Below are 26677 nucleotides of genomic sequence, written 5' to 3'. Positions count from 1 at the left end.
GTGAGGCGATGCTCCGGCGATGCTAATGAAAGCAGCGGGTCGCAGGAAAGTCGGGAGGCCCCGCGCTCTAGTCTCCGTCGTATGACCACTTCTGAGACATCACGCTATGTGCGGCTACACGTCGAATTGGTGCTGGAGGTTGCCGAACCGGAAGAGCTCGCCGGGGCGGCCCTCGACCGTATCGAGACGGACGAACTCATGCCGGACGAGGAGCGCGCGCACTCCTCCTCGTCCGTGAGCGAAGACTCCGCGGAGGCCCTGGCGTACCTCGTCGACCCGTTCGACCTGATCGGCGACGTTCCCGGCGTGGAACTCGCCCAGGCGTCGTGGAGCTGTGAGCAGATCGATTACGACCCCGACGCCGACGACTGGGATATCGACGAGGAAGACGGGGAGACGGACGAGGACGGGCAGGACGACGGGGCGGACCGCGCGGGGCGCCCGTGACGCGACGGGAGCCGGGCGGACCGACCGGGCCCCGGTCGCCGCGGGCGGCGAACCGGGGCCCGTCCCCGCCGTGCGGGTTCACAGGAAAGTCGTGAAGGATCGCCGGAACCCGAAACGGGAGGGCGCGCGACCGCAACCGGCGCGCCCTCGGACGCGTCGATGAGTGGTGTTGCCCACAAAATCCGCCAGGACTGGAACCGGGCGGGACGTTTTGGGTCTTCTTGATAGAGATCGCAGGTAAATCGGTGACGATGGAGAAGCGTGTGATGACGGACAGCAAGCGGCGCGGACGTCTGACCGTGTCCGCCCTGCTCGGCGGCGTACTGGTACTCACGGGCTGCAGCAGCGCCGATGCCGACGGCCCCGGTGCCGAGGCGAAGAAGTCGCAGGAGCAGGTGGACGAGGCGGCCGCCAAGGACGCCTCGGACGCCCGAATAGTCATCTCGCCCAAGAACGGCGCGACCAACGCCGGCATCAACAACGACGCCAAGGTCACCGTCAGCGAGGGCACGCTCACCGAGGTCACCATGACCACGGGCGACGGCAAGGCCGTCGAGGGCACGCTCAGCGGCGACGGCAAGAGCTGGAAGCCCGACGGGCAGCTGGAGCGCGCCACCGTCTACAAGATCTCGGCCTCCGCCAAGGACGGGAAGGGCCGCGAGGCGCACGAGAACTCCTCGTTCACCACGGTCTCGCCCGACAACAGCTTCATCGGCAACTTCACGCCCGAGGACGGCTCCACCGTGGGCGTCGGCATGCCGGTCTCGATCAACTTCAACAAGGCGATCACGGACCGCAAGGCCGTTCAGTCCGGCATCACCGTCTCCTCCAGCAGCGGCCAGGAGGTCGTCGGCCACTGGTTCAACTCCCAGCGGCTGGACTTCCGCCCGGACGACTACTGGCAGGAGGGTTCCACCGTCACGCTGAAGCTGAACCTGGACGGTGTGGAGGGTGCCGACGGCGTCTTCGGCGTCCAGCAGAAGACGGTGACCTTCACCATCGGCCGCAACCAGGTCTCCACCGTGGACGCCGCCGCCAAGACCATGACGGTCACCCAGGACGGCAAGACCGTCAAGACCATCCCGATCTCCGCCGGCTCGCCCGAGAACCCGACCTACAACGGCCGCATGGTCATCTCGGAGAAGTTCAAGGAGACCCGGATGAACGGGGCCACCGTCGGCTTCACGGACGACGACGGCAAGGGCGAGTACGACATCAAGGACGTCCCGCACGCCATGCGGCTGTCCACCTCCGGCACGTTCATCCACGGCAACTACTGGGGCGCCGACTCGATCTTCGGCAGTGCCAACACCAGCCACGGCTGCGTGGGCCTGAACGACGTCAAGGGCGCCGGCGACCCGAAGCAGCCCGCGGCCTGGTTCTACGACAACTCGATCATCGGTGACGTCGTGGTCGTCAAGAACTCCAAGGACAAGACGATCCAGCCCGACAACGGCCTCAACGGCTGGAACATGAGCTGGGCGGACTGGAAGGCCGGCTCGGCGGTCTGATCCCGCACCGGGCCCGTCGGCCCGCCCCGGGGGACCAGCCACTCGTCCACCGAACCCGCCGCACGAAGGCGGTGGCACCCGAACGCACCGGGGCCACCGCCTTCGTCGTGCTCGTGCGCGCACGTGTCGGGCGTGCCGGTCGGTCGTACACGTCACCACGTCGTACGCGTAGCCGCCCTCGTCGCCGGGCCGGGGACCGGAGACGGCGGTCCGCCACCGGCGCCCGGACGGCCCGCCACCCCGCTCACCCGCGCGGCTCACCGCTCGCCATGGTACGAATCGGACAGTGGTCCCACGGGGCATGGCGAGCGGAGCACGCGTGATCCGGGTAATGGTGGTCGACGACGAGGCCCTGATCCGCACGGGCTTCCAGCACATCCTCGACGCGGCCGACGACATCGAGGTCGTGGCCGCGGTCCCCGGCGCCGAGGCGGTCCGGACCGCCGAGGAGTCCCGCCCCGACGTCGTACTGCTGGACATCCGGATGCCGGACGTGGACGGCCTCACCGTCCTCGGCGGCCTGCGCCGCCTGCAGCACCCTCCAGTAGTCGCCATGCTCACGACTTTCGACATGGACGAGTACGTGGCGACGGCACTGCGCGCGGGTGCCGCCGGCTTCCTGCTCAAGGACACCGACCCCGAGGGACTGCCGTTCCTGGTGCGGACCCTCGCCGACGGTGGAACCGTCCTGTCGTCCAAGGTCACCAGGACCGTCGTGGACGGCTATCTCGACGCGGGCCCCGAGGAGGCCGCCGCACGCGGCATCGCCCGGCTCAGCGACCGGGAACGCGCCGTACTCGTGCTGATCGCCGAGGGACTCTCCAACGCCGACATCGCCGCCCGGATGCACCTGGGCACCGGCACGGTGAAGGACCACGTCAGCGCCATCCTCACCAAACTCGAAGTGGCCGGCCGGGTTCAGGCCGCCCTGCTCGCCGAGCGGGCCGGCCTGCTCAGACCGCCCCGGGACCAGGAGGCGCCATGACCTCCCGCCGCGTACCGCCCCCCGTGATGGACGCCGCGCTGGTCGGGGTGGCACTGCTCGACGTCTGGGTCAACGTCACCACCGCCGAGCCGCTGCGCCTGGGCTTCGCCCTGGTCGCCGCGTTCGCCCTCGCGCTGCGCCGCCGGGTGCCGCTACTGGTCTTCCTGGTCACGCTGCCCGCCGTCGCCCTGAACGACGCGATCTTCGCCGGGCTGGCCGCGCTCTACACTCTCGCCTCGCTGTCCCGCCGCCGGATCCTGCTCGCCGTCTGCGCGCTGGCCTTCACGGTCAGCGACATGATCTCGCTGCCGTCGCCCGAGCTGGACCTGACGAAGACCTCCACCCTCATCACCCTCGGCTACACCGCGGCCACGGCTGCCGCGCCCGTCTTCCTCGGCCAGCTCGTCCAGACCCGGCGCGACCTCTCGCTGCGGCTGGCGGAGATCTCCGAGGCGCGGGACCACGAGCGGCTGCTGACCACCCAGACAGTGCTGGCCAAGGAGCGCGCCCAGCTCGCCCGCGAGATGCACGACGTGGTCTCCCACCAGGTCAGCCTGATCGCCGTACGCGCCGGAGCGCTCCAGGTCGGCACCGGCGACCCCGAGGTCAGGGACGCGGCGGCCACGATCCGGCGGCTGAGCGTGCAGACCCTGGACGAGCTGCGCCACATGGTCAGCGTCCTGCGGGCCTCCGGCGGACGTCCTGCCGAACTCACCCCCCAGCCGTCCATGGCGGACCTCCAGCGGCTGGTGGACGGCAGCGGCATCCAGGCCGAGCTGCACACGGACCTGCCGCCTTCGGGCCACCGGCCGCCGGCCGGACCGGCACTCGGCGGAGCCGCCGCCGCTCCGCCGCCGGCCGGTGGGACGCCGGGACCGGACGGGCTGCCGGTGACCGTCCAGCGCGCCGTCTACCGCACCGTCCAGGAGGCCCTGACCAACGTCCGCAAGCACGCGCCCGGCGCCACGGCCACGGTCCGTGTGCGGCACGACGGCGGCGCGGTCCGCGTGACGGTCACCAACACGGCCCCTACCCGGCCCGCCCTGCCCCTCCCCAGCGCCCACTACGGCCTCGTCAGCCTGCGCCAGCGCGCCGAGCTCCTGGGCGGCACGGTCGATTCGGGCCCGACGGCTGACGGCGGCTACGAACTCCGCCTGGAACTACCGGCGCAGGGCCACGTCTGACGGTCGCGACGCATACGGCATCCTGGACGAGCAGGGCGAGCGCGATCTGCCGGCGAGTGGTGTGCCCGGCCGTGCGTCCGCCGCAGTGCGACGAACGGCGGCACGATACGGACCACGATGATCAGCGGATCACGCGGGGCCACGTTCCACTTCCGCCACCACGTGATCAGGGATGCCGCCCGTACTCACCGGGCAGGAAACCCCCGCCCCGGCGAGCCGGTGGTGCCATGTGGCACGGGTGGCAGCCGTACCCCGGACGAACGCGTCCCGTCACGAACTCGGATCGGCCATCAGTTCGTCCCCGGCGGGGTACGGTCGCTCGTGGGGCAGCAGTCGGGTCGCGGAGTCCAGGTCGCCGCTGCTGACGAGCGCGTGGATCTCACGGGCGAGCGGAGTCACGTCGTTGACGGAGACCGTCCACTCGTCCGCGTAGCGTCGTACGGCTTCGCCGGAGAGCCCGAGTTGCAGCGAGCGGTACGGCAGCGGCTGCAGGCGCAGATCCCGCTCGGGGTCCCACTGGACGCGGGCCGGTGCCCGCTTCAGCCGGCTTTGCCAGGCGCTGCGGTCGGAGTGCAGCCCACGGACGTAACTCGACAGGCACGCGTTGCTCAGCGCCCACTCGAAGCCCTCGCGGGTGATCTCGACGGCAAGCACGGTCTCTTGCGGGCCGACCCGCCACCGGTCGTGCCAGAGGCGGGTCAGCCGCTCATGCATGTACGGGATCGGGGAGTGGGAAGGTCACTTCCCGGGGGCCCCGGCCACACCGACCGGACAGGAGACACCCGTCCCTCCGATACCGCAGTAGCCCGCCGGGTTCTTGTCGAGGTACTGCTGGTGATATCCCTCGGCCGGGTAGAACGTCCTGCCCTCCGCGGCCAGGATCTCCGTCGTGATCGTGCCGTGTCCCGCGCCCGTCAGCACCTTCTGGTACGCGACGCGGGAGGCCTCCGCGGCCTCGGCCTGGGCCGGTGTGTGGGTGTGGATCGCCGAGCGGTACTGGGTGCCCACGTCGTTGCCCTGGCGGAAGCCCTGGGTCGGGTCGTGGGCCTCCCAGAAGACCTTCAGCAGCTGCTCGTAGGAGACGACCGACGGGTCGTACACGACGCGGACGGCCTCGGTGTGGCCGGTGAGGCCCGAGCAGACCTCTTCGTACGTCGGGTTCGGGGTGTAGCCGCCCTGGTAGCCGACGAGTGTGGTCCACACACCGTCGATCCGCCAGAACGTGCGCTCGGCGCCCCAGAAGCAGCCCAGCCCGAAGTCGGCGACCGCCAGGCCCTCGGGGTAGGGGCCCAGGAGCGGGTTGCCGAGGACGGTGTGGCGGGCGGGGACGTCGAACTCGGGGGTTTCGCGACCGCGCAGGGCCTGGGCGGGGTTGGGCAGCTCAGGGACGCGGCGGTTCAGGAACATGCGAATCTCCTCCGGGAGTGGTTGCACCCCTCAGAACGCACTCCGGGCCCGGGGGATTCCCCCGTGGCCCGGAGCGGCCGGCCGCCGAGCCGTTCCGTGCCTTCAGTGCGGCAGCGTCGCCGGGCTGCCGCCGTTCGCCTCGTAGCCCGCGACCGCGAGCGCCCGGTAGACCGTGTACTCACCGGCCGGGTCGCTGCCGTGGGTCCAGGGCAGGGCGCCGACGTGGCCGTCGACGTGGACCAGCTGGTGCATGGCCTCGGCCCAGCGCTCGGACCTGACCAGGAAGAAGATCAGCAGATGGCGGACGTGGGGGAGGACCGGGTCGTTCGCCGACGCGTGGTGCGCGGCGTGCAGAGCGCCCTCCACGGCCTTGGTGACGACCGCGCTCTGGTAGAAGCCGGAGACCAGGTTGACCTCGGGCAGGTGCTCGAACACGGCGAACAGCGGCAGGGCGGACAGCAGCGAGCCCTGGGGCGCGCGGGCGGCCGAGGTGGTCGCGAAGTGGTCGGCCTCCTCCCGCGAGCCGTGCCACTTCTCGCACCAGTAGTGGAGGGCCGCGAGGTGGGCGCCCATGTGCGCCGGGGCACGGTCGATCACCTTGGCCCACACCTGGTCGAACTGCTCGTGGGAATAGCCGAGCCCCCGGGCCACGGCCAGCTCGGTGATGTACGGGACGGGGTCGCCCGGCGCGAGCAGTGCGGCCTCCCCGCACACCGAGCGGGCCTCCTCCAGGATGATCCGGAAGTCGTCGCTGCCGGCCCCGCCGGAGGAACGCCAGGCCTGCTGTACCAGGAACTCCGCGTGGACGGCGGCGCCGCCGGCGTCCTTCGGCGACTCCGCGCGCCAGGCGCGCAGCCACGATCCCCCGGTCCCGGGCTGGTGCTGGAGCTCCAGCGACGCGGCGCCCGCGAACGCCTGCACCCGCTGCCAGCGCCGCTCGCCCTCCTTCTCGGTGCCCGCGAGCAGCTGGGACGCGGCCCGCCAGTCCTGGGTGCGCTGCACCAGGTCGAGCACGTCGAGGAGGTCCTGGTCGGGCCCGGGCAGCCGCAGGTCGAGTTCCTCCTGGCGCACGAATCCGTAGGCGGCGGGGTCGGCGGCGTCCGGCGAACCGGGGGCGACCTGTCGTACGGCGTGGCGGCGGCGCATCACGAACGGGCCGATCGCCGCGGCCAGCAGGCCCAGCGCGATCAGGAACCAGAGAATCTCCATGGGGCCATTGTCCCGGACGGCCGAGCGATGGGAACCGGCCGGGGAGCGCCCGGAGGCCCGACGGGGGACTACGCTCGGGTCGCATGAGCGACCAGCACAGTTTCGAGACCCTCGCCATCCACGCGGGCAACACCGCCGACCCGCTGACCGGTGCGGTCGTCCCGCCGATCTACCAGGTGTCCACCTACAAGCAGGACGGTGTGGGCGGGCTTCGGGGCGGTTACGAGTACAGCCGCAGCGCCAACCCGACCCGTACGGCGCTGGAGGAGAACCTCGCGGCGCTGGAGGGCGGCAACCGTGGCCTCGCCTTCGCCTCCGGGCTCGCCGCCGAGGACTGCCTGCTGCGCGCGCTGCTGGTGCCCGGCGACCACGTGGTGATCCCGAACGACGCCTACGGCGGCACGTTCCGGCTGTTCGCCAAGGTGGTGCGGCGCTGGGGCGTGGAGTACTCGGTGGCGGACACCTCCGACCCCGAGTCGGTGCGGGCCGCCCTCACCGACCGTACGAAGGTGATCTGGGTCGAGACGCCCTCCAACCCGCTGCTCGGCATCACCGACATCGCCGCCGTCGCGGACATCGCCCGCACGGCCGGGGCGAGGCTCGTCGTGGACAACACCTTCGCCAGTCCGTACCTGCAGCAGCCCCTCGCGCTCGGTGCGGACGTGGTCGTGCACTCGCTCACCAAGTACATGGGCGGTCACTCGGACGTGGTCGGCGGGGCGCTGGTCACGGCCGACGCCGGTCTCGGCGAGGAACTGGCGTACCACCAGAACGCGATGGGCGCGGTGGCCGGGCCCTTCGACTCGTGGATCGTGCTGCGGGGCATCAAGACGCTCGCGGTGCGCATGGACCGCCACAGCGAGAACGCGGCGCGGGTCGCGGAGATGCTCAGCGGCCACCCCGAGGTGACGCGGGTGCTGTACCCGGGGCTGGAGGAGCATCCGGGGCACGAGATCGCGGCGAAGCAGATGCGGAACTTCGGAGGGATGGTCTCCTTCCAGGTCCGGGGTGGCGAGGAGGCGGCCGTCGAGGTCTGCAACCGTGCCCGGCTGTTCACCCTCGGCGAGTCCCTGGGCGGTGTCGAGTCGCTGATCGAGCACCCGGGCAGGATGACGCACGCCAGTGTCGCCGGCTCCGCGCTGGAGGTCCCGGCGGACCTGGTGCGGCTGTCGGTGGGCATCGAGTCGGCGGACGATCTGCTGGCCGACCTCCAGCAGGCACTGGGCCGGTGACGGTCGGGCCGCGTGTCCGGCCGGCGAGTTCGGGGGGCGGGTGCCCCCCGTGCCTCCGGGCGCGCGGTCCGCTGTACGGTCGGCGGTGAACGTTCCGACTCGTGCGCCCGGCAGGACTCGTGTGCCCGGTCGGCTTCTCGTGTGCGTGATGCGGTGTGCGTGATGCGGTCCGCGGGGCGAGTGATCTGACTGCGGGTCAGGCGCCGACCTTCTCGTCCTCGAGCATTCCGCGTATCTGCTCGCGGAGTTCGGGCGACTCGGTGTGACCGTGGACGGAGACGGCGTGGTCGGTGGCGGCTCGCAGGACTTCGTCCTCCTCGCCCGAGATGGTGAGCGTGCAGTCCGTCTCGCTGGGAAACTTGCGGCAGTCGGCAACTTTCCTGGTCATGGCGACCTCCTGGTGCTGGGGCGTTGCGCCGCTGGTTCCAGGATAGGTCCGGACCGCGCGACCCTCACCAGCCGTCGATCTCCGGGGTCGTCGCCGAGGGCGGTGCGACCCACGGCTCGACGGCCACCGCCCATATCGCGAAGGCGATCGCCGCCACCACCAGCAGCACGCACCCCACGTGGTTGAGCGTGCGGCGCCGCCGGCGCAGCCGCGCGCCGCGGCGCGCCGCCCGGACGTGCAGATCGGCCGGTACGAGCGGGTGCGGGACGTCCAGCATCCGCCGTATCTCCTCCTCCTTGCGTCCCGGGCGGCTCATCGGGCGTCCGCCCGGTCGCCGGTCCGGCGCGGCCGCGGCGGGCGGGTGCCGCGCAGCAGGGAGACCGCGCGGGTGCCGATCGTGCCGACCCGCTCCACCGGCAGTCCGAGCAGCGCGGCCGTCTGTTCCTCGGGTACGCCCTCGTACAGCCGCAGTACCACGACGAGCCGCTCCTGCGGACCGAGCCGGGCGAGCACCCCGCGCTCCGACCCGGTGTCCCGGACGCGGGAGCGCCGGTGCAGGCGCCAGGCGCTGCGCGCGAAGCGGGTGACGAGCTCCTGGCGGGTGAGGTCGTACGGATCCTCGTCCCGCAGCCGGTCCCACTCCGCGTACATGTGGGCCAGAGCGCCGAGCAGCAGCCGCTGGGCCCGGGGGCACCGGCCGGAGGGCTCGGCGGTCAGCAGGGTCGAGACATGCAGCAGTCGGCCACCGGCGCCCGCGACGAATGCCTCGAACTCGCGGGCGCGGCGGCCGGTGAGCGTGGACTCCCGGCTCTCGCGCACGTCCTCATACCAGGGCAGGCGGCGGTCCCGGTCAAGAGGTCGGGGACGTCTCCGTCACTTCGGCGGGCAGCCCGGCCTGCCGGGCGGAGAGCGCCGAGTTGAAACGGGTGAGCAGGGTGCAGAACGATTCCCGCTCCTCCGGAGTCCAGCCGCCGGTCACCTGGGCCATGAGTTCGCGCCGCGAGGCGCGGACCTCCTCCAGGCGGGCCAGGCCGCGGGGAGACAGCTGCAGCACGACGGCGCGGCCGTCCTCCGGGTGGGACGTGCGCTTCACCAGGCCGGTGTCGACGAGCGGCGCGACCTGGCGGGTGACGGTCGAGGAGTCGATGCCCATGCCCGCCGCGAGGGCCTTGACGCCCATCGGTCCTTCCTGGTCGAGCCGGTTGAGCAGCAGATAGGCGGCGCGGTCCATCGAGTTGCGGACCTGGCCGACGCCGCCCAGGCGCGTCTGCTCGGCTCTGCGTGCGAAGACGGCCACCTGGTGCTGGAGGGCATCGAGGAGACCGGCGTCAAGATCAGTCGTCATGTCCTGAGATGTGGGCATGGCTACGGGGGGCTCTCTCGTGCGGTGGTCGGTTGGTGGGGGACAGAGTACGCGCAGCCGGGCGGGTGCGTACCGGCCCTGGGGAAACCTGCGGACGGCCGCCTTCCCGGGGCCGCCGTCCCGCCGCTGAGCTGCGAGACTTGCTGTCATGAGCTTCCGTACCACTGGCCCCTTTCACCCGGTCATCCTCGACGACGTGCGGGGCGCCCAGAAGATGCTCTCCGGGGTCGCGCGGCTGACGCCCATGGAAGGCAGCCGTCACCTGTCGGGCCTGGTCGGGGCCCCGGTGCACCTGAAGTGCGAGAACCTCCAGCGGACGGGGTCGTTCAAGCTGCGCGGCGCCTACGTGCGGATCTCGGGGCTGCGGCCCGAGGAGCGGGCCGCCGGCGTCGTCGCGGCGTCGGCGGGCAACCACGCGCAGGGCGTCGCGCTCGCCTCCTCACTGCTCGGTGTGCACTCCACGGTCTTCATGCCGAAGGGGGCTCCGCTGCCGAAGGTCGCCGCGACCCGTGACTACGGCGCCGATGTGAGGCTGCATGGCCATGTCGTCGACGAGACCCTGGCCGCGGCGCAGGAGTACGCGCACGAAACCGGTGCCGTCTTCATCCATCCCTTCGACCACCCGGACATCATCGCCGGGCAGGGCACGGTGGGGCTGGAGATCCTCGAGCAGTGCCCGGAGGTGCGGACGATCGTCGTCGGGGTCGGCGGCGGCGGTCTCGTCGCGGGCATCGCGGTGGCGGTGAAGGCGCTGCGACCCGATGTGAAGCTGGTCGGGGTCCAGGCGGAGGGGTCGGCCGCGTACCCGCCGTCGCTCGCTGCGGGGCGGCCGGTGTCGATCGAGTCCCCGGCGACGATGGCGGACGGCATCAAGGTGGGGCGGCCGGGGGACGTCCCGTTCGCGCTGGTCGAGGACCTGGTCGACGACGTGCGCACGGTCTCCGAGGACGCGCTCTCCTCGGCGCTCCTGCTGTGCCTGGAGCGGGCGAAGCTGGTGGTCGAGCCGGCGGGGGCGAGTCCCGTCGCGGCGCTGCTGACCGACCCGGCGGCGTACCAGGGACCGGTCGTCGCGGTGCTGTCGGGCGGCAATGTGGACCCGCTGCTGATGCAGCGCGTCCTGCGCCACGGAATGGCCGCCGCGGGCCGCTACCTGTCGTTGCGGCTGCGTCTGCCGGACCGGCCGGGGGCGTTGGCGACGCTGCTGGGGGTGTTGTCAGTGGCGGATGCGAACGTTCTGGACGTGGGGCACGTGCGGACGGATCCGCGGCTCGGCCTGACGGAGGTCGAGGTGGAGCTCCATCTGGAGACGAAGGGGCCCGAGCACTGCGCGGAGGTCGCGGAGGCGCTCCGGGAGGCGGGCTACCACGCGGTCGGGTGACCCGACGGCCGGGTGCGCGGCCCCTTGCCGTTCCGCGCCCGCCCGGCCCGCGCCCGCCCGGCCCGCGCCCGGCAGGCGTGGGCCGGTGCGGCGGTGCGCGAGTTCCCGCGACCGGCCGTGCGTCGCAAGGGTTGAGTATCGCGTTGTATCGCGTTATGGTGCGGCCGGGTCGTAAATTCGCCTGCGCCGGCGGTTGGCGAAATCTAAGCTTGCGCAGCAATCGCCCGAAGTGAGCAAACGGTAAGCACCGCCGCCACCACCTGACTGGGAGTACCCACATGCCTGGCGCCATCTACGCCGAGGGTCTGGTCAAGACCTTCGGCGAGGTAAGGGCTCTGGACGGAGTTGATCTCGATGTTCCCGAGGGCACCGTCCTCGGGCTCCTCGGCCCGAACGGCGCGGGCAAGACCACCGCCGTGCGCGTCCTGACCACCCTGCTCCGCCCCGACAGCGGCAGAGCCGTCGTGGCGGGCGTCGACGTCCTCCAGAACCCCAACGAAGTCCGGCGGTCGATCGGGCTCTCCGGCCAGTTCGCCGCGGTCGACGAGTACCTGACCGGCCGCGAGAACCTGCAGATGGTCGGCCGGCTCTACCAGATGAACGCCAGGGCCGCGAAGGCCAGGGCGGGAGAGCTGCTGGAGCGCTTCAACCTCGCCGACGCCGCCGACCGCCCGGCGAAGACCTACTCCGGCGGCATGCGTCGACGCCTCGACCTCGCCGCCGCGCTCGTCGTCTCACCACCCGTGATGTTCATGGACGAACCCACGACCGGTCTCGACCCCCGCAACCGCCAGGCGCTGTGGGAGGTCATCAAGGAGCTCGTCGGCGGCGGTACGACCCTGCTGCTGACCACGCAGTACCTGGAGGAGGCCGACCACCTGGCCGACGACATCTGCGTCGTCGACCACGGCAAGGTCATCGCCCGGGGCAGCGCGGACCAGCTCAAGGCCCGTACCGGTGGTGAGCGAGTCGAGGTCGTCGTCCACCGGCCCGACGAGATCGCCCCGGCCCGCGGCATCCTCCGCCGCTTCGGCGCGGAAGGAGCGGCCGCAGGCGACATCGCGGTCGAGGAGCACACCCGCAGGCTCACGGTCCCGGTGACCGGTGGGGCCAAGCTGCTCGCCGAGGTGATCCGCGAACTGGACGCCGCCGGCATCGAGATCGACGACATCGGTCTGCGCCGCCCGACCCTCGACGACGTCTTCATCTCCCTGACCGGCCGCCATGCCGAGCAGGGCGCCGAGGACGGCGGCGAGGTGCCGGCCGCCCGGCAGGGCAAGGACCGCAAGGCCGGGAAGGAGGCCGTGAAGTGACCACCGTCCAGGAAGCGGCGGACCGCGTCGCCGCGCCCCGCCCGCGCGGCGGCATCGTGCAGTCGGTGAGCGACTCGCTCGTCGTCGCCAAGCGCAATCTGATCCGCATGACCCGGATCCCGGAGATGATCATCTTCGGGATGATCCAGCCGATCATGTTCGTGGTGCTCTTCACGTACGTGTTCGGCGGTTCCATCCAGGTCGGTGCCTCCACCTCGACCCAGGCCTACCGCGAGTTCCTGATGGCGGGCATCTTCGCCCAGACCGTCACGTTCGCGACCGCGGGTGCCGGTGCGGGCATCGCCGACGACATGCACAAGGGCCTCATCGACCGCTTCCGCTCGCTGCCGATGGCCCGGGGCGCGGTCCTCACCGGTCGCACCCTCGCCGACCTGGTGCAGACGGCGCTGACGCTCGTCGTCCTCGCCGTCGTGGCGCTGCTCGTCGGCTGGCGGACCCACGAGAACCTCGGCAAGGTGCTGCTCGGCTTCCTGCTGCTGCTCCTGCTCGGTTACGCCTTCTCGTGGATCGGGGCTCTGATCGGCCTGTCGGTCCGCACGCCCGAGGCCGCCACTTCCGGCGGGCTGATCTGGCTGTTCCCGCTGACGTTCATCTCGAACGCCTTCGTGGACGCCAACAACATGCCGGGCTTCCTGCGGACGATCGCCGAGTGGAACCCGTTCAGCGCGACGGTGCAGGCGTGCCGCGAGTTGTTCGGCAATCTGCCGCCCGGCTTCGAGGCGCCCGACGCCTGGCCCATGCAGCACCCGGTGCTGGCTTCGGTGATCTGGTCGGTGCTGATCCTGTCGGTCTTCCGCACCCTCGCGGTGCGCAAGTACCGCTCGGCGGTCTGAACCCCACGACCCCCTCTCCGTACCGTCCCGGCGGACGGCGGAAGGCCCCGGCAGCGTCGGATCGCTGCCGGGGCCTTCTGGCGTGCGGGGGCCGTGCCGACGCGGCGGCTCAGCCCTGGTACGGCTTGGCCTCGAGGATCCTCACCATGGCCGTCTTGCCGTTGGGAAGCTCGTACTCCGCGTCCTGGCCGACCTTCTTGCCGTTCACGCCCGAGCCGAGCGGGGACTGCGGCGAGTACGTCGAGATGTCGCCCGACGCGTACTCGCGGGAGGCGAGCAGGAAGGTCTCCGTGTCGCTCTCGTCGCCGTCGAAGGCGACCGTCACGACCATGCCGGGAGCCACCGTGCCGTTGTCCGCCGGGGCCTCGCCGACCTTGGCCTTCTCCAGGAGCTGGGTCAGCTGGCGCACACGGAGCTCCTGCTTGCCCTGCTCCTCCTTGGCCGCGTGGTACCCGCCGTTCTCCCGCAGGTCGCCCTCCTCGCGGGCCGCCTCGATCTTCTTCGCGATCTCGACGCGCGCGGGACCAGACAGGTGCTCCAGCTCGGCCTTGAGCTGGTTGTACGCCTCCTGGGTGAGCCAGGTGACGTCTTCGCTGGTCTGGGTCACAGGTGCTCCTCGTAGGTACTGGGGATACAAAGCATCGCCCTACCCAGAAGGATGTACCTCCACGAGTGGGCGAAACCACGAGCCTAACAATTGGCGGCGAAAAGGGGGAGGACCGAAAGCCATCAAAAATACGTCCGCGCAGGTCAGCGCCGACGCGACCGGGAAAACGTCAGCCCTTCGGCCCGTCGTCCGCGGTACAGCCCGCGAGTTCGGCACTCGTCGCCCTCGCCGTCGTACGCACGGTGACGACCCGGTCCACCCGCGTCTCGCGCATGTCGAAGCGGACGTCCCGGCGGCCGACCTCGGAGCCGTCCTCGGCCCGCGAACGCAGGGTGCAGTAGCCCTGGGCGTCGCCGTCCTTGCGGACCTCCAGATGAACCTGGACCCGGTCCTCCGCGGTGACGTCGAACTTGATGACCTCGGCGCTGATCCGCTGGCCGCTCACGTAGTCGTAGCCGAACCAGGCGATCATGGCGAGGAAGCCGGCGCCGAGCACCGCGCCGATGACCTTGAGCTTGCGATCGGCGCGTTCGTCCGCCGAGCGCCCGTAACGGCCCTCGGGAAGCCCTTCGCGCACCGCGCCCATGATCGTCCTCTCATTCCCGAAAGACGCCGGAATTTTCGCCCCTCGGTTTCCGTCACTATAGAAGCCGTCCGATGCGACACATCACCGAGGATCGAGTCTTGACTGAGCAGCTGCGACTGATGGCCGTCCACGCCCACCCCGACGACGAGTCGAGCAAGGGCGCTGCCACGATGGCCAAGTACGTGTCCGAGGGGGTGGACGTGCTGGTCGTGACCTGCACGGGAGGCGAGCGCGGCTCCATCCTCAACCCCAAGCTCCAGGGCAACCGGTACATCGAGGAGAACATCCACGAGGTACGGCGCAAGGAAATGGACGAAGCGCGCGGGATCCTGGGCGTGAAGCAGGAGTGGCTCGGCTTCGTCGACTCCGGCCTGCCGGAGGGCGACCCGCTGCCCCCGCTGCCCGAGGGCTGCTTCGCGCTGGAGGACGTCGACAAGGCGGCGGGCGAGCTGGTGCGGAAGATCCGCTCCTTCCGTCCCCAGGTCATCACCACGTACGACGAGAACGGCGGTTACCCGCACCCGGACCACATCATGACCCACAAGATCACGATGGTGGCCTTCGAGGGCGCGGCCGACACCGAGAAGTACCCCGAGTCCGAGTACGGCCCCGCCTGGCAGGCGCGGAAGCTGTACTACAACCAGGGCTTCAACCGCCCGCGCACCGTCGCCCTCCACGAGGCCCTGCTCGAGCGCGGCCTGGAGTCCCCGTACGGCGAGTGGCTGGAACGCTGGAAGCAGTTCCAGCGCGCCGAGCGGACCCTCACCACGTTCGTGCCGTGCGCCGACTTCTTCGAGACCCGCGACCGGGCGCTGATCGCACACGCCACCCAGATCGACCCCGACGGCGGCTGGTTCCACGTCCCGATGGAGATCCAGAAGGAGGTGTGGCCGACCGAGGAGTACGAGCTCGCCAAGTCCCTCGTCGACACCTCCCTGCCCGAGGACGACCTGTTCGCCGGAGTCCGCGAGCGGGCCTGACCCGGCCGTTCCCCCGACCCTCCACCACTCCTTCTCCCGGCCGCGGGTGGGCCGGGAGAGGGCGTCGCGGACGCCCGGGTATGGTCGGTACATCCACACAAGGAGCGACCGATGAGCAGCACAGGCCTGGCGATGACGCACCTCGTCCCCCTCGCCAAGGAGCTCGACGAGAACAAGGTGACGCCCGGCGTCCTCGGATTCATCGTCTTCGCGGTGATGGCGGCCGGTGTCTGGCTGCTGATGAAGTCGATGAACCGCCATATGAACCGGGTGGACTTCGAGGAGGCCCCGGCGCCGGCCGCGACGGCGGGCGCCGCGTCCCGGGCCGCCGCCGAACCGGCTAAGGGCGAGTAGGGCCTCTCGTCCGGGCCCGTCCCGCACCGTGCGGCCCGGCCGTGGACATCGGCCGGGCGTACGTGCCCCCGGCGGTGCCGCGTCCACCGCGGCCCCGCCGCACTACGACGTACCGCCGGCCCCCGCGCACCACGACGTACCGCCGCGTGCACCACGCGGTACCGGCGGCCCTGCCGCACTACGACGTACCGCCGCGTGCACCACGCGGTACCGGCGCCGTCGGCGCCGCCGCCATCGGCGTCGACGGGCCGTCACCCGCCTTCCGGTCGTGCCGGACCGGGGAGGTGTCCTCGCTGAGGCGGCTCACGACTGCGCCCGCGGCCTTCCGGCCGTACCGGACCGGCCGGCGTGAGTACACCGGCTCAGTCCACGGGCACTCCCATCACCTCCCGGGCGTGCCGGCCCGGCACCATGCCGAGCTGCCACGCCTGCCAGTCGTCCTCCAACCGCACCCCGCGCTCCAGGACCAGGGCGAACGCCTCCGTGCAGTCCTCCAGCCGGCCGTCGCGGGCCGGGTGGGACGCCTCGCGGAGCGCGGCCAGCTCCTCCCGGGCGACGACCGTGCCCACCTCCACCCCGCCCGCCGAGGCGTACGGCAGCAGCGTGCAGCGCAGGAAGCCCGCCCAGTCCGCGCCCCGGCGGTCGCCGTACGAGGCGAACAGCCCGGCCGCCTCGTCGCACAACGCCAGCGCCTGGGCCGCGCGGCTGTTGCCCGCGTCGATCACGGCCAGTTCCAGACAGGTCCACGCCTCCCCGTGGGCCACCCGGATGCGCTGGAAGTCCGCGCGGGCGTCGACCAGGAGCTGGCGGGCGAACCCGGAGTTGCGCAGATTGCCCGTCTGCGCCGCGCGCTGGTCGCGGGTGGCGCGGCCGGAGTGGTGGCGGGCGCAGGCCAGCCCGTACACGTCCCGCATCCGGGAGAACATCGTCCGGGCGCGCTCCAGTTCGCGTACCGCCTGGTCGCGTTCGCCCCGCTCCTCCAGCGCCTGGCCCAGGTAGTAGAGGGTCCACGCCTCACCGCGCGCGTCCTCGTTCTCGCGGTGCCGGGCGAGGGCCTGCTTCAGCTGCTCGACCGCCGGTGACGGATCGCCGTCCACCAGCCGGGCACGGCCCAGCTGGGTCAGCGCCCACGCCTCGCCCCGCTCGTCCTGGGTCCGTCCGTAGAGGTCCAGCGCCAGCCTCAGCGACGACTCCGCGTCCGGCACCGCGCCCATGCGCAGATGCACCTGGCCGAACTGGAAGTGGGACCAGGCCTCGCCGTGCAGCGACTCGCTCTCGCGGTGCAGCCGGACGGCCGTCGTGAGCAGCGCCCGGGCCTCGGCGAGGTTGGCCCGGTCCCGCTCCACCGCCGCCAGCGCGTGCAGGGTCCACGCCCGGTCCGCGGCCAGCTCCTCGGACGACTGCAGTTCGACCGCCTCGCGCAGCTTCGCCGACGCCTCGGTCAGATTGCCCTGGTGGTGGAGCGTGATGCCGAGCGAGCACAGCGCCCGGGCCGCGCCCGCCTCGTGCTGCGCCTCGCGGTACAGGTCCACCACCGACGACAGGGTGGTGCGCGCCTTGTCCAGCTCACCGAGCTGCCGGGCGGCGATACCCGTGCGCCACTGCACCGAGCGGACCAGCAGGCCCTGGTCGACGGCCTGCGTCAGCTCGTTGATCTCCCCGAGCCGGTAGAGGTCGCCCCGCAGCAGGCAGTAGTCGCACAGGGCGCCCAGGAGGTTCAGGACGGCCCGCTGGTCCACGCCCTCGGCGTGCCGGAGCGCCGCGGTGATGAAGCTCGACTCGTCGTCCAGCCAGCGCAGCGCCGCCTCCAGCGAGGAGAAGCCGTGACCGGCCGACGTCCGGGCGAACATGTCGGCACGGGTCGAGGTCTTCCCGTCGACGAGCCGGATCACCGTGTCGGCGAGTTCCGCGTACCCGATGACCAACCGCTCCTGCGCGGCCGTGCGCTCCGCCTGCTCCTCCTCGTCCAGCAGCCGCTCCCGGGCGAAGGCCCGCACGGCGTCGTGCAGCCGGTAGCGCTCTCCCCCCGCTCCCCCGACGCCCTGCGGACGTGGCGGTACTCCCGGCGGTGTGGAGGGACCCCCGCGCACACGGTCCAGCAGTCCCGCGCGCGCCAGCTCCGACAGCAGCCGCTGTGCCTCGCTCTCGTCGGTGCCCAGCAGCGCCGACGCCGCGGCCGCCCCCAGGGACGCCCGGCCCGCGAGAGCCAGCCTGCGCAGCAGCCTGCGGCCCTGGTCCGGGAGGTCCGTGTAGCGCAGCCACAGGGCTCGCTCGACCGGCCCCACCGGCCCGTAGGCGCCGAGGTCGGCGGCCAGTGCCTGCGGGGTGCGGGCGCCGAGGGACGAGCCCGCGATCCGCAGCGCCAGGGGCAGTCCGCCGGACAGGTCCCGGATCGTGTCCATCGAGCGCGAGTCGTAAGGGTCTTCCAGCGGCTCCCCGGCGGAGGCCGTGAGCAGTTCCTCGGCACCCGCCGCGTCCAGCGCCTCCACCGGCAGCCGGTGCACCCACGCCGGGACGTCCTCCGGGAGTTCCAGCGGCTCCCGGGCGGTCACCAGCACCAGGCTGTCCGAGCGCTCCGGGACGAGGGTCCGCACCTGATCGGGGTCGCTCGCGTCGTCCAGGACGACGGTGACGGGCAGGCCGGTCAGGTACTGGTGGTAGAGCTCGCCGAGGCGGCGCACCTGCTGCTCCGCTGAAGACCGCTCCCGGAACAGCAGCTGCTCGCGCGGGGCACCGAGCCGGTTCAGCAGGTGCAGCAGCGCGTCCCGGGTCGACAGCGGCCGCCCGTCCGCGGAGCCGCCGCGCAGGTCCACCAGGCACGCGCCCCGGAACTGGTCCTTCAGCTGACGGGCGGCCCGCACCGCGAGCGTGGTCCGGCCCGACCCCGGCTCTCCGTACAGCACCACGACCGTCGGCTTCGTCTCCGTCGACGCGCGCGCCGCGTGCACCCACTGCGCGATCTGCGCCATCGCCTCCCGGCGTCCGGCGAACGGCCCGCCGGGCTCCGGGAGATGGGCGAAGGACTGCTCCAGCACATTGCGCCGGCGGGCCGCCTGGCTGCGGTCCGCCCCGCGCAGCGGCGGGCCCGCCGCCGTCTTCTTCACCGGGCGGGCGGCGGCGGCCGTCAGCATCCGCTGCTGGTCCAGGAACGGGCGGATGCCCCGGACCTCCAGCGCGGTCAGCCACTGCAGCCGCAACTGCTCGGGCCCGCCCGGCTGTCCGAGCGCACCGGCTCTGCGGTGCGCCGCCGGCCAGTGGGAGGCGGTCACCTTGGCGACGGTCGCCGCCGCCCCGGCGACCATGACGACGGCGCCGGCGCCCAGCGCCGTGCCCGTCGCCGTGCCGAGTGCCATGTCCGCCCCGATCGCGGCGGCGGCGGCGACGGCCGTGACCAGTACGGGAGTCGACATGTCCTGCCGGCTGAACCGCTCGGCCAGGGACGAGTGCCCCGCCTCGGCCTCCTCCACGGCGCGGCGGTACGCGGCGTACTCCTCGTCCGCGCTCGCCGCCATGGTCTCCAGTGCCTCGCGGCCGCGTGAGAGCAGCGCCGCGGAGTCCGCCCGGCCGCCGGAGCGGCGCACCTCCTCCTCCACGGCCCGTACCAACAGCCGCTCGGCTTCCGCCCGATGGCTGTCCCGCATGTCGGTCCCCCTCCGAGAGCCTCCGCTTCCGTTCCGGTGCCAAGTGTCCTGCGAGACGCACGCCGACGCGAGGGAGTCCGGCGATCAAGCCCTCTCCTCGGGCGTTCCACCGCACGCCTCCGGGACGCCCACCGAGGGAGGATCCACCCGATTGGCGGACGTTTGTCCATTATTGGCCAGGGCAGCCGGACGGTATCGGACCCAACGGCGACCAAGGGAGGTGCCCCTGGCAGACACCCAAGTCCCCCGTTCCGACTGCGAGAAGGAGGACACCACGAGGAGAAGGACCGCCAGATGAGTGGCGGCACCGGGTGGTCATCACGAAGTCTCGCTGCGCCGCTTCCTGCCGACCGCCACCCGGGAGCCGCCGCCGGCCGTCGGACGGCAGCCGTCCTCCGGCGCGCCGGGCCGGCACCCGGCCCGGCGGGAGCGGGGAGAGATGCGGGTCTCTCCCCGCTCCGCCGTGGGGGTGGGACGTCCGCCTTCTTCTCTGTGCTCGGCCATGAGGAACTGCGGACGCTGCCAGGCGGTACCCGGGCCGACGGTGACGGAGAAGGGTGCGGAAGCCTTGATCGCGCCGGTGAACATCTCGCCGGTCGACTGCTGGCCCTGGACGCCGGAGGCCTTCGAGGAAGCGCGACGACGCGACGTACCCGTTCTGCTGTCAATCGGCTACTCCGCATGCCACTGGTGCCAGTAGATGAAGACAACCCGGTAGCCCCTACCGGGATCTTTCGCTAGGAGATACCGCGTGAGCACGAAGCAGGACCGCATCGACGCTGAGATCGCCGCCTGGGTCGCAGACCAGCTTGCCGCCTCACCCGAGTGGAGCGCCGAGCGCTACACGACAGTACGGACGTACCTGGAGACCTCCGAGGCGCCGCTCAACGAAGCCGCCTGACAAGGTTCACAGAAACGCCCCCGGGTCGATGGCCGGGGCGCTGTCGTGACGCCGAAAAGTCGGGTTTGTTGTCGCCGGTGATATCGCGGCCGGGGTACTGACCGGTGCCGGTACTGCCGATGGTTCGGGATCTCCCCCGCACCCTCGAGAGGAGTGCGGGGGAGAATCGGAGGTCATCCCCGCCGCTCAGATGATGCGGTAGGGTCCCCAGCTTCTGCCGACCTGGTAGCGGCTGGGGAAGGCGTCCATGCCGGGCTTTCCGGTGCCGGGGTAGATCCACAGAATGCCGTCGCTCTTGATGGCCGCGAGGTCGGCCTTGCCGTCACCGGTGAGGTCGTCCGGATTGCGCGAGGTGGCGTGATCGACCCAGTCGTTGATGTCATCGACACGGGTGTCGATGGCACCGGTACGGGTCTCGGCGGGGTCGTTGCCGAAACATCCGCCTTGCCAGGAACGGGAGTTGATGGCGACGAGTTCCGTGGCGCCGTTCACGGTGCGCAGGGCGGGTCCGCCGGCGTCGCCCTTGCAGACGGTCGCCGTGTTTCGGAGCCGTTGAGGTCCACTGTCGTGGCCGTGGTCGAGGCGACGGTGAACGTGCCGGTGTGGAGCTTGTCGGGCACCTATTCGGTCTTGGTGCGTCCGAATCCGGCCTTCACCAGCTCCGCACCCGCAGTGGCGGGCGTGGTCGCCAACCGGACGGGCGTGATGCCCGGATCGGTGATCCTGGCGGCGAGTTTGACGAGCACCAGGTCCCGGTCGGCATGTGGGACGAGCCGGATGGCCGACAGGACACTGCCGCCGGCCTGGGTCAGGTCGGTGCGGCCGACAGTGACGGTGGTGGTGATGGCGGGTTTGCCTGCGGGGGGTTGTCCGTCCGCGGCGAAGCAGGTGGCCGCGGTCAGGACCCACTGCGGGTCGATGAGGGTGCCGGTGCAGGCGGTCTGTTCACCGACGTTGATTTTCGCGACGTAGTTCAGCTGTGCCGGGGCGTCGGCTCCGGTGAGTGCGGTGGCGGGGGCAGCGCTCAGCACGACGGGGGCCGCGAGCAGGGCAGCGGCCAACGCGGAGAGACGGGGGCGTCTGGAGAGGTACATGAATGTGGCTTCCTAGGCACAAGGGCCGCGCGTCCCGTGGGCACAGGACCGCGGAGCGGTGAGCATGTCGATGCTGACTGCGGCTACTTGGAGGACCTGATTTCGACGAGCATGTGATCGCGGCCCTCTGCGTCCGCGGTCTCGCCCACCGAGGTCCAGGCGTTCTTTTTAATGTCGAACGACTTCTCCTCGGTACCTACGGTCATGTCGACCGCGGTCGTGTAGTCGTTGCCCTTGATCGCGTAGACCGCGGGGATCTCCAGGGTCAGCCAGCCGGAGTCGCCCACCACCTTGAAGCAGATCTTGTCCTTCCTGTCACGGGCCAGGATCCCCAGGAGGTCGGTGCCACCCGCACAGTCGGCCGGGGTGATGTGCCCGTCGCCGCGCTTGAGGACGATGTTCTTCTCGGCCAGGATCTTGTCCGCGTACGGGTAGTTGAAGTCCTCCACCGTGTATCCGGGGGCGTCCCCCGCGACCAGTGCGGTGGGGCCCGTCTGCTGCGACGCCCCGCCGAGGATGCCCGTGGTAGCCGTGATCCAAGCCAGGGCGCCGACCGCGGCCGCGCCCAATGCGCGCCGCGCAAGCCGCTTGCGCTGCGGCTTCACGGGCATTCTGCTGTATTCCTTCATTGCATCCCCCAGTTCGTCGCTGACGGCCGAATGTTCATCATCGGGCTCGAAATTGGGTGCACAGTAATGCGATATCGCATCGTCCTGCCGGGCGTGCCCCCACTCCTGCGGAAAGCGGCGCCCTTACCTCTCAAAAGGAGAGGCCCCCTGTCCCGGCGAGTTCAACCAGGACAACCCTCCAGTGACCAGTCAGGCCCGGTGTCACCTGATCGCGAACAGACTCGGTGGACCAGGCGGGATCCTGGACGGCGGGCAGAACAACCTCGTCCCCTGCTGGCAGGTGGGAATGAACACCGGAACGCCCAGCATGCGGACCTACGAGTTCATGGCTCAAAAGAAGCTCGGCGAAGCCGACTTCGGGGCGAACGACGCGATCCTTTACCAGGTGACCCCCGTCTTCCGGGATGCCACCAGCACGATTCCGGTGGGAGTCACGATGACCGCTAGCATCGAACGGGCGAACGGGTCGACCGAGGAGCTGTTCCCCAACGTCTACGTCCCCAACACCAAGGCGAACACCGGGCTGCTGAACCTCGGAAACTGATCACAGCCGGTTAGTGCCTGCGGGAGCCAGCATGAGTCGTACTACCCCGCCGCGGCCGCTCGACGTCACCGCGCTCTTCCCTCAACTGGCCCCGCTGGCACGCACGGCAACCCGGCTGCATCCCCGCCCCGGGTCGCCCACGCCGCACGACAGCTCCGTCGGCGGGCCCATGCTCTGGCCCGCCGACGAGCCGTGGCCGCGCTGCGAGGGACCGCACGAGTGGGACGGGGTGAACGAAATCCTCTCGCCGGAGGACGTGCGGCAGCTGCGGCGTATCCGCGCAGCGGTGGCGAACCGGCCGGGCGGCGATCCCCCGGTGACCCGGTACACGCCCGAGGAGCTGGCGATCGAGGAGCGGATCAAGGCCGGCCGCCCGTGGCCCGAGGGCCCGATCGCCATGCTGCCCGTGGCCCAGTTGTACGTACGTGACGTCCCGTTGCTGCGCCCGCCCGGGCAGTCCGAGGCCGATGTGCTCCAGGTCCTGTGGTGCCCCTTCGACCACCCGGCACATCCCAGGACCGCACTGTTCTGGCGGACCGCCGCGACCGTATCGGACGTACTCGACGCACCTCCCGAGCCGCCCGCGATCCAGTTCCCCACCTATCTGCCGGCGCCGTGTCTGCTCACACCAGAGCAGGTCACCGAGTACCCCAGCTATCTGGAGCTGAGTAAGGAGCTACAGGAGGAACTGGGCGACTGGAGAAGGTGGCAGGCGGCCGGATCAGCCCTGGACAGCTCCTACGAGCTCGCCCCGCAGGAGCTCTACGTGGACATGCTGTCCATCTCCCCCGGCTGGAAGACCGGTGGCTGGACCCGTTGGGGCCTCACCGATCCCCTGCCCCGGATCTGCTCCGCATGCGGCACCGAGGCGGTCCCGCTCCTGACCATCGCCACCGTCGAATCGAACGCCGGCACCGAAAGCTGGGACCCCGAAGAGGAGCAGACCAACCCCACGCCGCTCCCTCCCGGCTACCCTCCTGCGAACTTCACCATGATCGACGTCGCCAGTGGCTACGACCTCCAACTCCACGCCTGTCCGGCATCCCCGGACCACCCACACATCGAACTGGTCCAGTAAGACCGTGTCCTATGTGGCTGTTGCCCGTTGGACGGTTCACGGGGCGGGGTACGTGGAGTTGGATTGTTCCGGATGGCTTGCTGGAGATCGCGAAGCCGCTGATCCTGCCGTCGAAGGTACGGTCGCCGGGCGGTGCAACGCAGAACACGCCGGACGAGTCGCTGTTCGCCACGATCGTCTATGTGCTGGTCAGCGGCTACGCCTGGTGGCTCTGCCGCCCTGCTTCGGCATCTCCAGATCCACAGCCCATCGCCGGTTCATGATCTGGCCCAGGGCCGGCGTCTGGGGATGGTTGCACGAAGCGGTCCTCGACAGGATCGGTCGACGTCGCTGGGTCATCGAACGCACCATGTCCTGGCTCACCGGCTACCGCAGACTCAACCACCGCTACGAGCGCCATCCCCGCAACTACCTGGCCTTCCTAAGCCTCGCCGCCGCCCTCTGCTGCTACAAACAACTCATTTCCCTTACCAGATAGGACACGGTCAAAGCAAGAAGGCGGACGGTGAAGGCGCCGTCCCGGCGGGGGGCTACTGGGTTGACGGAGCGTGCGGTGGGCTGCGCCGCGGCGAGGGCGCCCGCTTATGTGCGGATTCGCACGAGGGTGCTAGTAGGGTAATGTGACCGCCCGTGATGAGCGCCAATGACCTCTCTGCTGTTTCTCGGTCCCGAGCAGGCTATGTGGGGTCGTCCGAGACCCGCCGGAGAAAGAGCATACGTCGGTCGCGCCGGTGGATGCTCCCCGCGCTGATTGCCATCGCGTACATAATTCTCCAGATCATCGGCAGGCCCACCCTGGCGCCGGCCAATGACGCCTACCGATACAACCAGGCCGCGCTGCAGTTGCTCGGTGACTCTCCGGAGCAGGCGCACCGGACCGCGTTGAAGGCGTACTGTCACGACAAGACGCGACGGGAGGCCAGCTCCCACGGGCTGAAGCCGGAGAACCTGCGCGATGACGCTGCTCCGTACCCCACGCCGGGGAAAGGGTTCTCCGCCTGCATGGCGGAGTCGGCTGACGGGTTGAAACCGCTCAGCCCTCGCTATGAGCGCATATTCGATGTCCGGCCGGGGTTCCCGGTGCTGGCCGCGCCGTTTGTCGCCGTGTTCGGCGCGGGTTCGGGACTGCTCGTCACCTCGGTCCTGTTTACCGTTGTCGGCGGCCTCTTTGCCTACCTGCTGCTGCGCGCCGTAGGGGCACCTGCAAGGTTCGCCCTAATCGGACAGGCCTTCTTCTACGCCTGTCCGATCGGCTGGTGGGGTGGATATCCCCTCACAGAGGGCCCTGTCCTCGCTCTGATCATGACTTCCTTGTTGGGTGCGTGGTGGCTGTTCAACCGTCGCCTCACCGCAGGAACGATCCTGCTCACCGGGTCCATGGTGGTGGGTACGGCTGTCAAGTACTCGACCTTCCTCCTCATTGCGGGGGCATTGGCAGCCGCTGCGATGGTGTGCCTGGCACTAGTGGCTGGCACTAGGCATCGGGGCACGTATTTGATGGCTGCCCTGAATGTGGCCGTGGTTCTCGGGATCGGTGCGCTCAGCATGCACTACAACCTGCCGGGCAGTACCGAGACGTTGCAGGACACTTTCACTGATCACTTTGCCCAGCCCGATGTCGCCGCCCCGTGGCCCATGCTGGTCGATCTGAACGGCAACTACTGGACCCACTGGATTCAGGAGCAGGTCCGCAGCCCCTGGCTTATCGCTGCTGTCGGCCTCGGCACTTGGGGCCTGTTCCGCCACAGCCGCGCGCTCGGCTGGATCGTTCTGGCCGTCGGACTGACTGGAATCGCGGCCGAGATCGCGCACCCCGTCGACAGTCAGGGCGACCGGCTCATGCTCAACGTGTGGGTTATCGCCGTCGTCGGTTTGCCGCTCCTGCTCAGCCAGCTCATCCAGGGGCGTGTGGACCGTGAGAGGGTTCCGCAGCTTCCTGTTGACACCACCGCATCCGACAGCCGGCCCATGGCCCGGAGCGCCCACTGATTTGAGGTCCGTCCTGCGGGGTCCGCAGGACGGACCTCAAATCAGCTGCGTCGTAGGAGCGCCTTGGCTCTGTGGCCAAGGCCCCAGGCAGTCACCCGCCACAGCGCCTCAGCCACGATCGCGCGGCTCATCTTGCTGTCGCCCCGCTCCCGCTCGACGAAGGTGATCGGCACCTCGACGACATGGAAACCGGACTTCACGGTCCTCCAGGCCAGATCAACCTGGAAGCAGTACCCCTGGGAGGCGACCTCGGCGATACCCAGTCCTTCCAGGGTCTCCTTGCGGAACGCCCGGAAGCCGCCGGTCACATCGCGGATAGGTACTCCCAGCATCAGACGGGAGTAGAGGCTGCCGCCTCGCGACAGGAACTCCCGGGACTTGGGCCAATTCACTACGCTCCCGCCGGGTACCCAACGGGACCCGAGCACCAAATCCGCACCGGGCAGCGCCGTAAGCAGGCGGGGCAGTTCCTCGGGGCGGTGAGAGCCATCGGCGTCCATCTCGACCAGGACGCCGTAATTGTTCTCGATGCCCCAGGCGAACCCAGCCAGATACGCCGCGCCGAGGCCTTCTTTGCCCTTCCGGTGCAGAACGTGAATATGGCTGTCTTCGGCTGCGAGCTCGTCCGCGATCTTGCCGGTGCCGTCCGGACTGTTGTCGTCGACCACAAGAACGTGCGCATGCGGCACCGAGCTACGGACCCGAGACGTAATCGATGCGATGTTCTCGGCCTCGTTGTAGGTCGGAATGATCACCAACACCGTGCCGAGCGGGTCTGTGGCCCGCTGACCGCCTTCACTCACTGTGTATCCACCTCGTGTGCTTGCCAGCGCGGTACAGAGGCCCGGCTGGTCCCCGTGAGCATACGGGCCCGAACACAAACGGCCGTGCGAGGGGTGATAAGGGTGCCTGCATGGTAAATGGGCCTGTCGGCCCCGAGGCGGGTACTCGGCTGGTAGATCGGCCGTCTAGCCTCAATACCGGTGATTTAGGTTGTTTTCCG

General features: G+C 70.4%; 27 protein-coding genes and 3 pseudogenes. 16 read left to right on the top strand and 14 right to left on the bottom strand.

Annotated features, from left to right (window positions below; all coding sequences use genetic code 11):
• Positions 1-81 precede the first annotated feature (81 nt).
• The 4 genes from O7595_RS12090 (at position 82) to O7595_RS12075 (ending at position 4127) form a co-directional block, all read left to right on the top strand.
• Positions 82-447: a hypothetical protein gene (locus tag O7595_RS12090; RefSeq protein WP_269728725.1), complete on the top strand. Its 366-nt coding sequence runs from the start codon at positions 82-84 to the stop codon at positions 445-447.
• Positions 448-698: 251 nt separating this feature from the next.
• On the top strand, positions 699-1958 hold the full coding sequence (locus O7595_RS12085) for a L,D-transpeptidase (RefSeq protein ID WP_269728724.1): 1260 nt from the start codon (positions 699-701) through the stop codon (positions 1956-1958).
• Positions 1959-2277: 319 nt separating this feature from the next.
• On the top strand, positions 2278-2943 hold the full coding sequence (locus O7595_RS12080; protein ID WP_269732461.1) for a response regulator: 666 nt from the start codon (positions 2278-2280) through the stop codon (positions 2941-2943).
• Positions 2940-4127: a sensor histidine kinase gene (locus O7595_RS12075; RefSeq protein WP_269728723.1), complete on the top strand. Its 1188-nt coding sequence runs from the start codon at positions 2940-2942 to the stop codon at positions 4125-4127. Before O7595_RS12080 ends, O7595_RS12075 begins: the two co-directional genes overlap by 4 nt.
• 270 nt (positions 4128-4397) lie before the next feature.
• Here O7595_RS12075 and O7595_RS12070 read toward each other — a convergent pair.
• From O7595_RS12070 to O7595_RS12060, 3 genes and pseudogenes are all read right to left on the bottom strand, one after another.
• Positions 4398-4790, bottom strand: a pseudogene (locus O7595_RS12070) (DUF4291 family protein); the annotation flags it as partial.
• A gap of 75 nt (positions 4791-4865) precedes the next feature.
• Complete coding sequence (gene msrA / locus O7595_RS12065) at positions 4866-5534, bottom strand: peptide-methionine (S)-S-oxide reductase MsrA (RefSeq protein WP_269728722.1); 669 nt, start codon at positions 5532-5534, stop codon at positions 4866-4868.
• Positions 5535-5636: 102 nt separating this feature from the next.
• Positions 5637-6743 carry a hypothetical protein gene (locus O7595_RS12060; RefSeq protein ID WP_269728721.1) on the bottom strand — a complete coding sequence of 369 codons (1107 nt, stop codon included), beginning with the start codon at positions 6741-6743 and terminating at the stop codon, positions 5637-5639.
• A gap of 83 nt (positions 6744-6826) precedes the next feature.
• Between O7595_RS12060 and O7595_RS12055 the strand changes: the two genes are divergently transcribed.
• Positions 6827-7975, top strand: a complete 1149-nt coding sequence (locus O7595_RS12055) for a cystathionine gamma-synthase (RefSeq protein ID WP_269728720.1) — start codon at positions 6827-6829, stop codon at positions 7973-7975.
• Positions 7976-8171: 196 nt separating this feature from the next.
• Here O7595_RS12055 and O7595_RS12050 read toward each other — a convergent pair whose 3' ends face one another.
• From O7595_RS12050 to O7595_RS12035, 4 genes are all read right to left on the bottom strand, one after another.
• Positions 8172-8363 (bottom strand): DUF1059 domain-containing protein, encoded by a 192-nt coding sequence (locus O7595_RS12050; RefSeq protein WP_269728719.1) that lies wholly within the window; start codon positions 8361-8363, stop codon positions 8172-8174.
• Between the two features lie 64 nt (positions 8364-8427).
• On the bottom strand, positions 8428-8679 hold the full coding sequence (locus O7595_RS12045; RefSeq protein WP_269728718.1) for a hypothetical protein: 252 nt from the start codon (positions 8677-8679) through the stop codon (positions 8428-8430).
• Positions 8676-9182 carry a sigma factor-like helix-turn-helix DNA-binding protein gene (locus tag O7595_RS12040; protein ID WP_269728717.1) on the bottom strand — a complete coding sequence of 169 codons (507 nt, stop codon included), beginning with the start codon at positions 9180-9182 and terminating at the stop codon, positions 8676-8678. Before O7595_RS12040 ends, O7595_RS12045 begins: the two co-directional genes overlap by 4 nt.
• A 31-nt stretch (positions 9183-9213) precedes the next feature.
• A complete protein-coding gene (locus O7595_RS12035) occupies positions 9214-9726 on the bottom strand; it encodes a MarR family winged helix-turn-helix transcriptional regulator (protein WP_269728716.1) in 513 nt (170 codons plus the stop codon).
• 148 nt (positions 9727-9874) lie between these two features.
• On the opposite strand from O7595_RS12035, the gene ilvA reads away from it, so the two are divergent.
• The 3 genes from ilvA (at position 9875) to O7595_RS12020 (ending at position 13271) form a co-directional block, all read left to right on the top strand.
• On the top strand, positions 9875-11104 hold the full coding sequence (gene ilvA / locus O7595_RS12030; protein WP_269728715.1) for a threonine ammonia-lyase: 1230 nt from the start codon (positions 9875-9877) through the stop codon (positions 11102-11104).
• A gap of 278 nt (positions 11105-11382) precedes the next feature.
• Positions 11383-12417 (top strand): ATP-binding cassette domain-containing protein, encoded by a 1035-nt coding sequence (locus O7595_RS12025; RefSeq protein WP_269728714.1) that lies wholly within the window; start codon positions 11383-11385, stop codon positions 12415-12417.
• Positions 12414-13271 carry an ABC transporter permease gene (locus O7595_RS12020; RefSeq protein ID WP_269728713.1) on the top strand — a complete coding sequence of 286 codons (858 nt, stop codon included), beginning with the start codon at positions 12414-12416 and terminating at the stop codon, positions 13269-13271. The genes O7595_RS12025 and O7595_RS12020 overlap by 4 nt, the downstream gene beginning before the upstream one ends.
• Before the next feature lie 109 nt (positions 13272-13380).
• Here O7595_RS12020 and greA read toward each other — a convergent pair whose 3' ends face one another.
• Positions 13381-13878 (bottom strand): transcription elongation factor GreA, encoded by a 498-nt coding sequence (greA, locus tag O7595_RS12015; protein ID WP_269728712.1) that lies wholly within the window; start codon positions 13876-13878, stop codon positions 13381-13383.
• A gap of 169 nt (positions 13879-14047) precedes the next feature.
• On the bottom strand, positions 14048-14464 hold the full coding sequence (locus O7595_RS12010) for a DUF4307 domain-containing protein (protein WP_269728711.1): 417 nt from the start codon (positions 14462-14464) through the stop codon (positions 14048-14050).
• 98 nt (positions 14465-14562) lie between these two features.
• On the opposite strand from O7595_RS12010, the gene mca reads away from it, so the two are divergent.
• Both mca and O7595_RS12000 read left to right on the top strand, forming a co-directional pair.
• Positions 14563-15444: a mycothiol conjugate amidase Mca gene (mca, locus tag O7595_RS12005; protein WP_269728710.1), complete on the top strand. Its 882-nt coding sequence runs from the start codon at positions 14563-14565 to the stop codon at positions 15442-15444.
• A gap of 111 nt (positions 15445-15555) precedes the next feature.
• A complete protein-coding gene (locus O7595_RS12000) occupies positions 15556-15798 on the top strand; it encodes a hypothetical protein (protein ID WP_269728709.1) in 243 nt (80 codons plus the stop codon).
• 362 nt (positions 15799-16160) lie between these two features.
• On the opposite strand, the gene O7595_RS11995 is transcribed toward O7595_RS12000, so the two are convergent.
• Positions 16161-19439, bottom strand: coding sequence for a tetratricopeptide repeat protein (locus O7595_RS11995; protein ID WP_269728708.1), 3279 nt, complete (start codon positions 19437-19439; stop codon positions 16161-16163).
• Between the two features lie 544 nt (positions 19440-19983).
• Here O7595_RS11995 and O7595_RS11990 point away from each other — a divergent pair.
• A pseudogene (locus O7595_RS11990) lies at positions 19984-20133 on the top strand (DUF255 domain-containing protein); the annotation flags it as partial.
• A 57-nt stretch (positions 20134-20190) separates the two neighbouring features.
• On the top strand, positions 20191-20340 hold the full coding sequence (locus tag O7595_RS11985; RefSeq protein ID WP_269728707.1) for a hypothetical protein: 150 nt from the start codon (positions 20191-20193) through the stop codon (positions 20338-20340).
• A gap of 186 nt (positions 20341-20526) precedes the next feature.
• On the opposite strand, the gene O7595_RS11980 is transcribed toward O7595_RS11985, so the two are convergent.
• The 3 genes from O7595_RS11980 to O7595_RS11970 all read right to left on the bottom strand — a co-directional run bounded on the left by O7595_RS11980 (position 20527) and on the right by O7595_RS11970 (position 22045).
• Complete coding sequence (locus O7595_RS11980; RefSeq protein WP_332328152.1) at positions 20527-20832, bottom strand: hypothetical protein; 306 nt, start codon at positions 20830-20832, stop codon at positions 20527-20529.
• Positions 20833-20960: 128 nt separating this feature from the next.
• On the bottom strand, positions 20961-21434 hold the full coding sequence (locus O7595_RS11975) for a trypsin-like serine protease (RefSeq protein ID WP_269728706.1): 474 nt from the start codon (positions 21432-21434) through the stop codon (positions 20961-20963).
• Positions 21435-21517: 83 nt separating this feature from the next.
• Positions 21518-22045 (bottom strand): hypothetical protein, encoded by a 528-nt coding sequence (locus tag O7595_RS11970; protein ID WP_269728705.1) that lies wholly within the window; start codon positions 22043-22045, stop codon positions 21518-21520.
• 91 nt (positions 22046-22136) lie between these two features.
• Between O7595_RS11970 and O7595_RS11965 the strand changes: the two genes are divergently transcribed.
• The 4 genes and pseudogenes from O7595_RS11965 (at position 22137) to O7595_RS11950 (ending at position 25674) form a co-directional block, all read left to right on the top strand.
• Positions 22137-22607 (top strand): DNA/RNA non-specific endonuclease, encoded by a 471-nt coding sequence (locus O7595_RS11965; RefSeq protein ID WP_269732459.1) that lies wholly within the window; start codon positions 22137-22139, stop codon positions 22605-22607.
• 31 nt (positions 22608-22638) lie between these two features.
• Positions 22639-23685 carry a hypothetical protein gene (locus O7595_RS11960; RefSeq protein ID WP_269728704.1) on the top strand — a complete coding sequence of 349 codons (1047 nt, stop codon included), beginning with the start codon at positions 22639-22641 and terminating at the stop codon, positions 23683-23685.
• Between the two features lie 11 nt (positions 23686-23696).
• Positions 23697-24163, top strand: a pseudogene (locus tag O7595_RS11955) (transposase).
• Between the two features lie 155 nt (positions 24164-24318).
• Entirely contained in the window at positions 24319-25674 is a 1356-nt protein-coding gene (locus tag O7595_RS11950; protein WP_269728703.1) for a hypothetical protein, read from the top strand.
• 41 nt (positions 25675-25715) lie between these two features.
• Here O7595_RS11950 and O7595_RS11945 read toward each other — a convergent pair whose 3' ends face one another.
• Entirely contained in the window at positions 25716-26477 is a 762-nt protein-coding gene (locus O7595_RS11945) for a polyprenol monophosphomannose synthase (RefSeq protein ID WP_269728702.1), read from the bottom strand.
• Positions 26478-26677: the final 200 nt, after the last annotated feature.

Source organism: Streptomyces sp. WMMC940, assembly GCF_027460265.1.
Classification (GTDB): Bacteria; Actinomycetota; Actinomycetes; order Streptomycetales; family Streptomycetaceae; genus Streptomyces.
Note: the sequence above shows the minus strand (reverse complement) of the source record. Positions and strands in the feature narration are given on the sequence as shown.

What these genes read in the sequence shown, in the direction of transcription:
- O7595_RS12090 (WP_269728725.1), top strand. Translation starts at nt 82, where the DNA reads ATGACCACTTCTGAGACATCACGCTATGTGCGGCTACACGTCGAATTG.
- O7595_RS12085 (WP_269728724.1), top strand. Translation starts at nt 699, where the DNA reads ATGGAGAAGCGTGTGATGACGGACAGCAAGCGGCGCGGACGTCTGACC.
- O7595_RS12075 (WP_269728723.1), top strand. Translation starts at nt 2,940, where the DNA reads ATGACCTCCCGCCGCGTACCGCCCCCCGTGATGGACGCCGCGCTGGTC.
- msrA (WP_269728722.1), bottom strand. Translation starts at nt 5,534, where the DNA reads ATGTTCCTGAACCGCCGCGTCCCTGAGCTGCCCAACCCCGCCCAGGCC.
- O7595_RS12060 (WP_269728721.1), bottom strand. Translation starts at nt 6,743, where the DNA reads ATGGAGATTCTCTGGTTCCTGATCGCGCTGGGCCTGCTGGCCGCGGCG.
- O7595_RS12055 (WP_269728720.1), top strand. Translation starts at nt 6,827, where the DNA reads ATGAGCGACCAGCACAGTTTCGAGACCCTCGCCATCCACGCGGGCAAC.
- O7595_RS12050 (WP_269728719.1), bottom strand. Translation starts at nt 8,363, where the DNA reads ATGACCAGGAAAGTTGCCGACTGCCGCAAGTTTCCCAGCGAGACGGAC.
- O7595_RS12045 (WP_269728718.1), bottom strand. Translation starts at nt 8,679, where the DNA reads ATGAGCCGCCCGGGACGCAAGGAGGAGGAGATACGGCGGATGCTGGAC.
- O7595_RS12035 (WP_269728716.1), bottom strand. Translation starts at nt 9,726, where the DNA reads ATGCCCACATCTCAGGACATGACGACTGATCTTGACGCCGGTCTCCTC.
- ilvA (WP_269728715.1), top strand. Translation starts at nt 9,875, where the DNA reads ATGAGCTTCCGTACCACTGGCCCCTTTCACCCGGTCATCCTCGACGAC.
- O7595_RS12025 (WP_269728714.1), top strand. Translation starts at nt 11,383, where the DNA reads ATGCCTGGCGCCATCTACGCCGAGGGTCTGGTCAAGACCTTCGGCGAG.
- O7595_RS12010 (WP_269728711.1), bottom strand. Translation starts at nt 14,464, where the DNA reads ATGGGCGCGGTGCGCGAAGGGCTTCCCGAGGGCCGTTACGGGCGCTCG.
- O7595_RS12000 (WP_269728709.1), top strand. Translation starts at nt 15,556, where the DNA reads ATGAGCAGCACAGGCCTGGCGATGACGCACCTCGTCCCCCTCGCCAAG.
- O7595_RS11995 (WP_269728708.1), bottom strand. Translation starts at nt 19,439, where the DNA reads ATGCGGGACAGCCATCGGGCGGAAGCCGAGCGGCTGTTGGTACGGGCC.
- O7595_RS11975 (WP_269728706.1), bottom strand. Translation starts at nt 21,434, where the DNA reads ATGTACCTCTCCAGACGCCCCCGTCTCTCCGCGTTGGCCGCTGCCCTG.
- O7595_RS11970 (WP_269728705.1), bottom strand. Translation starts at nt 22,045, where the DNA reads ATGCCCGTGAAGCCGCAGCGCAAGCGGCTTGCGCGGCGCGCATTGGGC.
- O7595_RS11960 (WP_269728704.1), top strand. Translation starts at nt 22,639, where the DNA reads ATGAGTCGTACTACCCCGCCGCGGCCGCTCGACGTCACCGCGCTCTTC.
- O7595_RS11950 (WP_269728703.1), top strand. Translation starts at nt 24,319, where the DNA reads ATGAGCGCCAATGACCTCTCTGCTGTTTCTCGGTCCCGAGCAGGCTAT.